Here is an 11,887-nt window from a genome sequence, read left to right on the forward strand (position 1 = left end):
TGAAATCTGTCTATTAGAGACCAGCATCTTTTTTTTATCCTGAAATTTGTCTATTATTCCTATTAACTCAATAAAATCTTGCTCCCAGGATAACTGCCGAAGATACTTCTCTTCCCTTCTGAAATAGTATGATAACTTCTGCTGAATTTTGCTTCTGATTTATCTTAGATGAGATGTTCTCAAATTGACCCGACAATTTTCTGGACGCCTGACAGTACTTTCACTTCCTGTCATAATATTAAGTCAAAGACATATTCTTCCCAGTTAAGTATCCTTTCAAACTCACATTGTAATTCTTATAGCTCACCTGCAATTTCTTAAATCCTTCCTTAGTCATGCTTTTTTGCACTAACCTCTTATCCATAGTGACCACTAGCAATTGGTACTTAGTAGGACGGATACATTAATTCTATCTAACCAGAGTAATATCTCCTCGCGTATTATGCCTAACTCCTTGACCATCTTGCCAAGAAATGAAATAAGCATACACTCCAGGAATTGCTGGCTGGCTTCCAATCTTACCATTCCAGCCTGCTAGAGTAGTTGTTGAGAAGACCATAGCTCCCCATCTATCATAGATTGAAATCTGATATATATCAATATCGCTGCTTCCAACGATAGGGATCCATATGTCATTAATATTATCATCATTAGGACTAAATATCGTTGGAAGGTATATGTCATTATTAGTTGACTTGATAATTCTAATAATTATTGAATCCAATGTAAGGCAACCATTCTGATCAATAATCTCTAGATAATAAACTGTATCTTTTGAAGCAGTAAGTATAGGACTACTACAATCATTACAAGACAGGTTATCAGAAGGATACCACCGATATGAAATGCCAGATTGAATAATTCCTGCATCTAATACAACGATAGAACCTAGCTTTAAATCTAATTGAGTAGTTAGATTGATATCTACCGGGGGGTGCCATTGCAACTTTATTAAAATACTGCTGTCACAACTTTGTGCTGAAGGAAATCTGAATTGCAATTCTTCAGGATTCTTGTACCATAAGGAATTAACTAAGACGGAATCACCTTTGCAAAAGTTTATATGCTTTATCACAGTCTCAGGAGAAGCAAATAATGAAATAATAGAAGTATGAAAAGAATCACAGCCATTCACGGCTTGAAACTTCTTACTCAAGATTACTGAATCATAATAATATCGATTATCAATATATATTGAATCTCCTGGACAAATTGAGAAAGTATCAATGGATGAAATTGGAGCTGAAAGAAGATCTATACTTACATAAACAATTGAATCACAATTATTGGAACTAGGAAACACTCTTATAATCCGTGCAGAATCATAATAATAAGTTCCATTATAAAAAATAGAATCACCCTTGCATACCTTTAAGCTTAAGTTAGTTGTATCAGGTAAAGATCTAAAACTTAGACTTACTTGATGAATACTATCACAACCATTCTGGTCGGTTAATAAAAGTTCTATTGTTGTATCCTTTTTAAACCAATTAGATTGAAATAATATAGAATCACCAAGACAAGAACTCATCTCCACTAGACTTGAGCTACTTACAGGATAATCTACAATCTCAATGGATACCAAAGAATCACATCCATATACTGTAGAAAAGCTATCGACAAGCTTAAGTGGATTAATATAATATTTATCCTTATAGAAGATGCTATCTCCTTTACACTTGGATAGTAATAATGAAGAAGAACTGTTAGGATAAAAGCTAACTTGGTGGAGAACTACTGAATCACATCCTTGGAAGCTAGTCCATGTATCCTTGAACATTCGACTGTACGTAATACTTAAAAATCCTTGTGAGGTAGTTAAAAGCAATGTATCTCCTTGACATCTTGAATAATTAATAATAATGGGTGCGATTGCTGGTAATATATCAATAGTGATGGTACTAATGGAATCACACATAGAGCTCGACATAAGAGTATCTATAAGAACTGTATCACCAGAATACCAATGATCAAGAATAAATATTGAATCTCCAAAGCATCTTTGATATGATTGACTTGTTCGCTTAATGTTACTATTAAAACTAATAATAAGTTGCTGAAAAGAATCCAAGCAGCCAGAGGTAGATTGAAATAGCTGATGTAAAGTATCAGTGAACCAAAACTTTTGATTATTAATAATCGCTGTATCTCCAATACAATAATCAAGGATCACAAGACTTGTATCGAATGAATGAGCATCAACTTTATAAGTTACAAGGGAGTCACAGATCAATTTACTAATATAATGAAGTGTAAAGCTAGTATCCTTAGAATACCAAGTATCATAGATAAAAACAGAGTCATTAGGGCATAAATTAAAAATAACACTATCAACTGCAACAGGCAATACTCTAATACAAATTTGTATAATGGAATCACAGAATCGCGGATAGACAAGTCTCAAATTAATACAAGTATCAGATTGAAGATTAGGCAAAGTAAAGCTATCTGTGTTAACCTTCTGATTATCTAAATACACTTCTTTACTTGTAGTGCTGAATTTAAAACTTGCATCAGAACCTTGACAAACCAAGGTATCAATTGTGCTCCAAGATATCTCATTATTGCACTTACATTTCTCAACTTCAATCTCAATTGTATCTGTCTTGAATCCACACTCTGTAGGATAAGTTGCTGAGATCCTATAATTGCCACTCTTACCAAAATATACATCTATGGTATCCTCAGCTTGTCGCATTATCTTAGCACCATCGAATACGCTCCATTGCGTCTCAGGATGAGAACAGGGGTCAGTAAGAATATACCTTACCATTGTGTCTTGACATACTAGCTGCTCACCTTGTATATATACTCTGTATGGGAATTGTAAGCCAGATGCAAATAAGGGAGCACCTAAATCTAACTCATTCATTACATCAAAATTAAAAAGTTCTAATTCACAATCCATTCCTAGTCTATTAGGCTTTCTAATAATATGTAAATTACCTAAATTAGTTCCATAATTGGTAAGATAGATTTTTTGATCCTTTCCTAAAACAGGTGAACCTATATTACTTGGTGTTGAAGCTAAGTTTATTAAGCTGCTTCTTATAAAATACTGATCATACTTGGATACGTTCATTTGAAATAAATCATATCCTCCGGACTTATTAAATCCTGTAACATAAATTATTTGTTGATTGGGAGACCATTCAATTGAATATAACTCTTCAAATTTATCGACTTGGCCTAAAACTTGTAAACCATCGGTTATTATACCACTCGTGGAATTAAACTTATGAATTTCTAATGTTGAATAGAGCTGACTTCCTGATGTAACTTCTATTAGAAACTTTCCATCATGGCTTGGTTTAAGCCAACCAAGATTTTCTTGATCATAAAAAGCTAAGTGATTTATATTACCAGAATATGATATAATAGGATTACTGACATTTATGCCGGTATCAGAAAGAATCCATGAATGAAATGCTTCATCGGTGGCTCTTAGTCCTATTATCCACCAATCTCTACCATTACAATGTCGAACTCCAGTAACTTTCTCTGAACTTGTCTTGAGTAATAGCTGTCCAAGATTCAAGACTTTACAATGGCCGAGATTAGCCCTAATATCTATTACTGTGAAAAATAAATCAAACAAAGAATCATTAACAGAACCTGTTGTCTCTTGTGGATGAAAGACATAATAAATAGAGTCATTTTCGGGTTGAGGAAGAATTAAGAACATTGAGCTACTTGATCCGCTATAATTACGAATATTAGCAATTCTCTCATGAAATTTATTATAAATATAATTTCCATCACTGTATAGTAGTAAGTCGCCAGACCTATCACATATACTTGATTGTACTTCATAAACATCATCTGCAAAACCAGTAATGACCGTTGGAGTATCATTAATCCACTTGATACCATTCTTGCCAAGATACCAGACATCTGCCTCATGGCCAGAAAGGCAGTGATCAGGCTTGGGCTTGTCGCATTCTTGTACTTCACCCTCTATCGTATCAGACTTAAATCCGCATTCCGTAGGATAAGTTGCTGAGATGCTATAAGTGCCACTTGACCCAAAGTACACATCAATGGTGTCTTCATTATGTCGGATTATCTTGGCTCCATCGAATACACTCCATTGGGTCTCAGGATGAGAACAAGGATCAGTAAGTATATATCTTACAGTGGTATCATGACAGATAAACTGCTCACCTTGAATATAGGCTCTGTAAGGGAATTGTAAGCCAGATGCGTATAGCGGAGCACCTAGACTTGTCTTAGAACCTAATGAAAAATCGAAATATCGAAAATCACAATTAATACCTGAAAGATTAGGCTTATGAATCACATGTAGAAACTCCGACTTAGAGCCCCAATTAGTTATATAAATCTTATTATCTGCTCCTAATATAGGTGAGCCAATATTGGATTGTGTTGCAGCAATATTAGTTAGACTATTTCGAATCTTAGTCTTATCAAATTGATTAATTTCAAGCTGAAATAAATCATATCCTGACGCACTATTATAACCAGTCACATATATCTTACTCTGATCTGGTGACCATTCAATTGAATATAAATAAATAAATTTATCAGCTTGATCTAATACCTGAATTCCATCATAAATCATTCCTGTAGTGTTGTTAAATCTATGTAATTCTAATGCTGAATATAACTGACCACCTGCTGTAACTTCTACAATATACCTTCCGTCATGGCTTGGCTTTAGCCAACCTAAATTCTTTTGATCATAGGTAAGCAAATGATTAACGCTACCAGAATATGAAACAATAGGATTATTAACTGTTAATCCAGTATCTGAAAGAATCCAAGAATAAAAGGCTTCATCAGTTGCTCTTAATCCTATAATCCACCAGTCTCTACCATTGCAATGGCGGATGGCTGTAACTTTCTCAGAGCTTGTATTCATTAATAATTGACTTAGTTGTAAGACCTTACCATGATAATTATTTGCCTTTACATTAACTACAGTATAGTAAAGATTAAAGATTGTATCATTAATATTTCCATAAGTTGCCTGAGGCTGAAAGACATAATAAATTGAATCATTACCAGGCTGAGGAAGAATTAAAAACGTAGAAGAGCTTCCACCACCTTTAAGAATAATTGTAGCAAGTCTTTCATGGTACTTATTAAAAATAAAATCACCATTACTGTATAATAATAAATCACCATTTTTATCACATATACTTGACATAACTTCACCAACATAATCTGCAAATCCAGTAATAACTGTTGGAGTATCATTTATCCACTTTATACCATTCTTGCCAAGATACCAGACATCAGCTTCATGGCCAGAAAGACAGTGATTAGGCTTCAATGTATCTTGAAATAAATTAAAGCTTTTATCCTCTTCAAGTGGAACTGGGAATATACTTGAATAATTATTACTGGATAACTGGCTTTCATCACTCCTTTTAGAATCTTCTTGTGGATGACCTGTCTTATAAAAGTAAATATCCGAATCTTGAGGGTCACTGCATCTTTCTATTGAATTAGTTGATGAATAAAATTCAAAAAAAACTAAAACACTTACAAGTAGTGCAAATGAATAAATATGAAATAAAATATTTTTTAAAAAATCTTCATTTCTGAATTAGCTAACTATCTTACTTAAGTCTCTGATTAATAAAAGTATAAATATTTATATTTTAAAATATAATGCACTTGTACTTAAATCAGATTTTCAAAGTTAATACAAGTTAATGATTCGTTCAACAAATACTTGTATATTTACTCACTGATTGATATAATCTGTGCCCCGCACAGAAGATTTAATATGCTGATCTCAACTCACATTTATTCACGTATTAAATCAATTAATTATGTCTCGGATTCTCTTTATCCTTAGTTATTTTTTATGGTGCTCCCAACTCCAGCTTGCCTCCGCCCAATGTATGATCGAAGGTCCTTCAAGTCCTTGTCGATATGGTCAGACAATCTATATGCTTAACTATGTCTCTGGTAATGGAGACAGTCTAGTGTCATCAACTTGGACTCTTAGTCCAAGTAAGGGTATTATTCAATCTTCCACTAAGGATAAAGTAACAATTGAATGGAACGAAGATGGTACTACTTTACTTCAAGTGAAATTCATAACGAGCTCTGGTGATACATTCAGCTGCATAAAGGTAATAGACATAATGAATCCTCACGAATTCGAAGTTTAGATTGGACTGAATCGGAAATGTATTAATTCATCACAAGAAAGAGACTTTCATCTTTGTAAAGGTGATCAGACTTTCTTTAGTACGGACTCACTTGCAAGCTATGAATATAAATGGTATCTGAATAACAATCCTTTGGTTAGTAAAAGTCATAAGACTGAAGATTTAACATTCAATAATTTAGGAATATTTATTCTTAAGCTCATTGCTTCTGATACAACGAATGGATGTCGCTGTATGGTTAGCCTTCAAGATCCGTGTGAAGTATGGGATCCTTTATATGAACCTGCATTTGTTAGTATTATAGAATTACCTCAAAATCCTTGGCATAATTATATCAGTCGTGTTATGGAAAATACAAGACACGATCATTTAGTAAGAACACTTTGTAACCCTATAGTTATTCCTGGTGGATCCAATCAAAGAACCAGTGATAAATTGGCAGATCAATTTGTAATGTCTATTTCACCAAATCCTGTTGAGGGAGATGACTTAGTTGTTGATTTTGAATCACAAAATCAAAATTCTATTACTAACATAAGTATTACTGATTTAAATGGTAAAGTTCTATTGATTACAAAATTAATGGGAACCAGAAAAGTAACTATTAATGTTGCGTCTTTGAATTCGGGGATTTATATCATTAAAGCCTTAAGTAATGATCAAACACTAAGGACTAGCAAATTTATTAAGCTTTAAATTAATTCTAAGTTATAACTATTTTCAATCAAAGCAGGGAATTTCAATCCTGCTTTGATTTTTTAGGAAAAATATTCTAAAGGGTTGAAATCATTTTTATATTAAAAATAATACTAATTTAAAATATTCTAAATTAAAAAGTTATCTTTTTGATAATGTTGTCTTTCCTTTTGAATTAGCAGCAGTTGAAGTAAAATTTCCTTCAAATAAATTTTTACTAATAAAATTAAGCTCTATAGATCCTAACGAAGTTCTTTTTTTGCCATATTCTTTAAATTGAATAAATAATTTCTTACCTTCAACTTTACCAACAAATTCAATTTGTACATGCTGAGTAAATGGAATTTCATTTCCATTTTCCATGTATTTTTCTCCATTTCCAGTAATTATATTATCTGATTGAGATAAAAATATTTTATATCCAATATCCATACCTTTGAATGGTAAATATGAACTACTTTGTACATTAATTTTTAGAATCCAAATGCCATTTACATCAACCAAATTAATACTTGATAAAAGACGATATGTTGAAAATAAGCTACCTATGCTAATTAGTAAAATAAAGACAATTTTCAAAGCTGCAAACAGTTTATTCCTATTAAAATAAGATACTATTCCTTCATAATTAAATTCAAATTTCTCCTCTGGTTTCATGAATTCAAAATTATGAATAATTATATAACTGATACTATAATCAATAATATTAGGTATTTACCACAAGTTCATTGCAATAAATACGCAATTTATAATTCACATATAAAAATCATTAAATTACTAAGTACATTTGTTTTTTCTAACAAATAAATTTTTAATTATGGCTACTACTTCACCTTGGCACAGCATTAAGCAACATGTGCATCATAACAACACTAATTGTAATACAGGAAACAATATTGAGAAAGAAAACCACAAAAACGGGACTGGAGATAAGCCAATTTGCGAGGAATGTAAAAAGCTTAATAAAGATGGTAAATAAATTTGCTGGATTTAATAGCAGTTATTTATTAGCAGAGTATAAACCAATTTAAATTCACAAAGATGGGTACGATGCAAATATATTTTAGAACTGTGCTTGTTTATAAACTAATGTTTAAGCTCATTATTTCAATAATTTACTTAAACAAAAATGCTCTCTAGACAACGAGTATTAATTTAAAAAGGTGAGCTTGCAAAAGATTTTGTGAAACTAATTGGAAAATATTTTACGAATTAAAGTTAGTGAAAATACTTACCATCTTTGCCTTATTTGTATATCTACTTAAAATAAAATTAATCTCTAATTACTATTTTTTATTTTCATGACATAATAACTAATAATTTGATATTCATCTTCAAGAGATTCCTGCATGATATATAAATGCATTTGTCGAACATTTGGAACTTACAAAACTTGGTTTCGAAGTGAAGACTTAAAATCTGAGGGTTTGAAATAAAGTTGGTCTTACTATTCAAGAAAAACTATGTGTTAGTCTTAAATTTGTCCTTAGACCAAACTTTTCTATCTAATTAATGTCAATTCCCCACTAATCTCTACAATTGGATTTGAGAATGAAGAGTAGCTAATGCGATATACATAAACTCCGGGGGTCATGGGATGATCTTTAAATTTTCCATCCCAGCCGATAGGTAATTCATCTTTAATATTTGGTGACCAGTTAAAAATCTGTCCGCCCCATCGATCGTATACTTCGATATTATGAAATTGAACAGAGCTATGTGAGCCTATTGGAATCCAATAATCATTTACGCCATCACCATTAGGACTGAAGGCATTTGGAATATGGATCTGAGATTCTATTTTACGAAGCAGTATTACAACAGAATCTATGTGTACACACCCAGCATCGTCAATGGTTTCTAAATAATAAACGGATTCAGATGAAACAGTGAGCGTAGGTTCTCCACAAGATGAACAGCTCAAACCCTGAGTTGGATACCATCGAATTGAGCGAATATTTGATGCTATCCAAGGTTTAAGAACAATAGATTGTCCTTCTTCTAACTCTAAAACATCTGGTAGACCAGCATCCTGTTCAGGAAGAAAGCGAATCTCATAATGAAACAAACTGTCACATCCTGAAGGAGATGATCTTCTAAGACTTAAAGATGCATCAAAGATGTATTCCTTACCATCTAATCGGATGGTGTCTCCAGGACAACTTATTATTTTGGTATAAAATGGTTCAGGTGCAGTTAATAGGCTAATACGATAGTTTACAACAGAATCACAACCTGTGATTTGCGATGAGAAATGCTTTCGTAATACAATAGAATCATAATAAAAACTACCATCTATAAAAATCGAATCTCCTGGACAAATACTGTTTGATATTTCAACAACGGGTATCTCAGGAAGTAAGATAATCCAGTGTTGTATGGTTGAGTCGCAACCATATTGGTCATTATAATTCTTTTCGAAAATGGTGTCTTTTGAAATATAATTGCCCGCTATTAGAATTGAATCCCCATAGCAAATCAAATGTTGGTCCAACGAAGGTGGATCAGCAGGATATTGTATTAAGCTTAGTACGACCGTTGAATCGCAACCTTTATAAGAATTATAGTACAGATCTATCTTCTTGGAAGCGATATGGTATTGTCCTTCAATAAGAATACTATCTCCATTGCAGAAGTATAAGGTATCGTGTCGAATTGGTATGGTAGGTATTAAAATGATATTCCACTCTCTAAGCGAATCGCAACCTTGAGCATTCAGATATGAAATTTGAAAAACAGTATCGTTTTTATACCATTTTCCAGCAATTCGCACTGAGTCCCCAGCACATAACTTTATTTGTTCTTGGATTTTAGCTGTGGGTTCCACAATCAGAATTTGGTGGATCACTAAACTATCCTCACAACCTCGAGAAGAAATTAATCTTCGCTCCAACCTTCCTGAATCTTTGTAAACTTGGCCATTTATAAATAAACTGTCACCACGACATAGTCTGTGTAAAAGGAAAACTGAGTCAGTGCCTCCCACTCTTATCTCATCAATATGTAAAGAATCACATCCATACCTGTCATTATATTGACTATAAAGAATGGTATCATTAAAATATAATCTACCTTGCAAATAGATACTATCTCCTGGACAGACAGGCCATAACTTTCGACCTTTAGATTCGGAGTAAACCTTTATAGATATTGTATGTATAGAATCGCAACCATTTTGACCTAATTCATTGGATTGCAAAACAATATCATTTTTATGCCAAATACCATTTACATAAACAGAATCTTCATAACAAATTGAAATTTCTTGTCTTGTCTCCTTAATAGGTAAAACCTTAATAGAAACTTGAATAGAGGTATCACAATTCTCAGGTCCAAAAAAATTCATTTTTAAAATAGTATCCCTTATAACAGCTGATAAAAGTATTGTGGAATCATTTGCACCTGAACTAGAAATCCAACTACCAGAATCATATATTAAAGTAGCTGACTCCCCTTACAAACTAAAGTATCAATTTGAAGCCATCGGAAATCTGAAGGACAATGACATCTCCCAACATTAACGTGCATTGTATCGGATTTGTATCCGCAAGGTATTTCATAGGAAACAATAATTCGATAGATTCCCTCATGTTCAAAATTAGCCTTAAGTGTATCTCCATTTTCTAAAATGTTTCCACCATCAGGTAATGTCCACACAAGTTTTTCATGAGGACAAGGATCTGTCAAGTACCATTTTGATGTATCAGAGCGGCAAATCGAATTAGGTCCTCGCATATATGCTTTATAAGGCCACATAAGACCTGAAGGGTATTGAGGAGCTGCTAAGCCTGTTTGACTTCCCACATTAATATATCGAGGAATAAAACCACAATCAGGGTAAGGTTTATTAGGCTCTGGTATCAAATGAATATAATTTTGCCAAAAGCTAGTCATATACATCCTACCATCAGGTCCTAATACTGGGCTTCCTTGATTACCTAATTTAAAGGAGGAAAAATCAAATACCTTAAGGCTATTCATCATCGACACAGAATCTATCACGCTCAAATCAAATTGCCATAGAGAATTTGTTAAAACATACAAATATCGGTTATCAGGACTATACTCGCATGAATACACGGTGCTTGTTAATTTACCATCTGGTAAAACAACTGTTATTTGGGTCAGAAAACTCACCTGCCCTGTAGCCGGATCAAAGTTGTGAATTTCAATAAATTGAGGTTGGTATGGACGGCTGGATGTAATTTCAGTCAAAAGCCTACCATCATGGCTGGGTTTTAGATAACCTACATTAGCCCAAAAAGGATTGCTCACAGAATTAAATTGATGTTCAAAACCAGATTTGCTTATTACCGGATTAGGGTTAAGGCCGGAATCTGTTAATAGCCAAGCATAAAAGGCATTTCCCGTACCTTTCATGCCGATCACCCACCAGTCCTTCCCATTGCAATGCCTTACTGCAGTGATCTTTTCAGATGTGGTGTCTAAGATAGCCGCTCTTCCCTCCATTTTTTCCGTGTTTACATTGTAAACGGAGTAATACAGTTTTCCAGCGTCATTAAGATTGAAATATTGATCAGCCGCATACATATGAAATACATAAAACAAGCTGTCCTGCCCAGGCTTTGCCAATATCAGACTCATCGTTGTGGAAGTGTTACTTAACAATTCGGCCGCAGTAAACCTGATCGAATTACCTTGTCCATTATAAACGTGATGCCCTTCAGTATAGATTGCTAAGCTACCATCAGGTTTACAATAGCTCGTATGTCCTTCATAAATATCCGCATTAAGACCGCCAATAATATTGGGTGTCCCATTAGACCAATCAATTCCATGTTTATCTCCAATTAGCCAGACATTCATTTCCTTACCTGTAGGGCAAGTATCAGTTTGAAAATATGTCCTAAATTCTGAATTTATTTTAATACTGGATTTGCCAAATAATGATGTATTGTAAAAAACAAAAGGCTTAATAAAAAACAAGCTTGAAAATTACTTTTATCCATCATGTCAAGAAAAAGGTTCGCACAGATTAAAGCACAGTACACAAAGTAATAACAAAAAAATGACTAAAAAAGTTA

Annotated in this window: 7 protein-coding genes; 3 read left to right on the forward strand and 4 right to left on the reverse strand. The window is 33.2% G+C overall.

All coding sequences use genetic code 11. The features are described 5' to 3' along the window. Positions 1 to 409: 409 nt before the first annotated feature. Positions 410 to 5,296: a gliding motility-associated C-terminal domain-containing protein gene (locus tag IPJ53_12970; protein MBK7800009.1), complete on the reverse strand. Its 4,887-nt coding sequence runs from the start codon at positions 5,294 to 5,296 to the stop codon at positions 410 to 412. A 505-nt stretch (positions 5,297 to 5,801) separates the two neighbouring features. Here IPJ53_12970 and IPJ53_12975 point away from each other — a divergent pair. Continuing rightward, positions 5,802 to 6,146: a hypothetical protein gene (locus IPJ53_12975; protein ID MBK7800010.1), complete on the forward strand. Its 345-nt coding sequence runs from the start codon at positions 5,802 to 5,804 to the stop codon at positions 6,144 to 6,146. Positions 6,147 to 6,278: 132 nt separating this feature from the next. Further along, complete coding sequence (locus tag IPJ53_12980) at positions 6,279 to 6,842, forward strand: T9SS type A sorting domain-containing protein (GenBank protein ID MBK7800011.1); 564 nt, start codon at positions 6,279 to 6,281, stop codon at positions 6,840 to 6,842. Between the two features lie 141 nt (positions 6,843 to 6,983). Here the strand turns inward: IPJ53_12980 and IPJ53_12985 are convergent, their stop codons facing one another. Continuing rightward, positions 6,984 to 7,499 (reverse strand): hypothetical protein, encoded by a 516-nt coding sequence (locus tag IPJ53_12985; protein MBK7800012.1) that lies wholly within the window; start codon positions 7,497 to 7,499, stop codon positions 6,984 to 6,986. Positions 7,500 to 7,659: 160 nt separating this feature from the next. Between IPJ53_12985 and IPJ53_12990 the strand changes: the two genes are divergently transcribed. Next, a complete protein-coding gene (locus tag IPJ53_12990) occupies positions 7,660 to 7,821 on the forward strand; it encodes a hypothetical protein (GenBank protein ID MBK7800013.1) in 162 nt (53 codons plus the stop codon). Between the two features lie 522 nt (positions 7,822 to 8,343). On the opposite strand, the gene IPJ53_12995 is transcribed toward IPJ53_12990, so the two are convergent. Together IPJ53_12995 and IPJ53_13000 are read right to left on the reverse strand one after the other, a co-directional pair. Continuing rightward, the gene (locus IPJ53_12995) at positions 8,344 to 10,188 is read right to left on the reverse strand and encodes a gliding motility-associated C-terminal domain-containing protein (protein MBK7800014.1); all 1,845 of its coding nucleotides are present in this window, start codon (positions 10,186 to 10,188) and stop codon (positions 8,344 to 8,346) included. An 89-nt stretch (positions 10,189 to 10,277) separates the two neighbouring features. Then, positions 10,278 to 11,789, reverse strand: a complete 1,512-nt coding sequence (locus IPJ53_13000) for a hypothetical protein (GenBank protein ID MBK7800015.1) — start codon at positions 11,787 to 11,789, stop codon at positions 10,278 to 10,280. Positions 11,790 to 11,887: the final 98 nt, after the last annotated feature.

Origin of the sequence: Candidatus Vicinibacter affinis (genome assembly GCA_016714365.1) — a bacterium.
Taxonomy (GTDB): Bacteria; Bacteroidota; Bacteroidia; order Chitinophagales; family Saprospiraceae; genus Vicinibacter; species Vicinibacter affinis.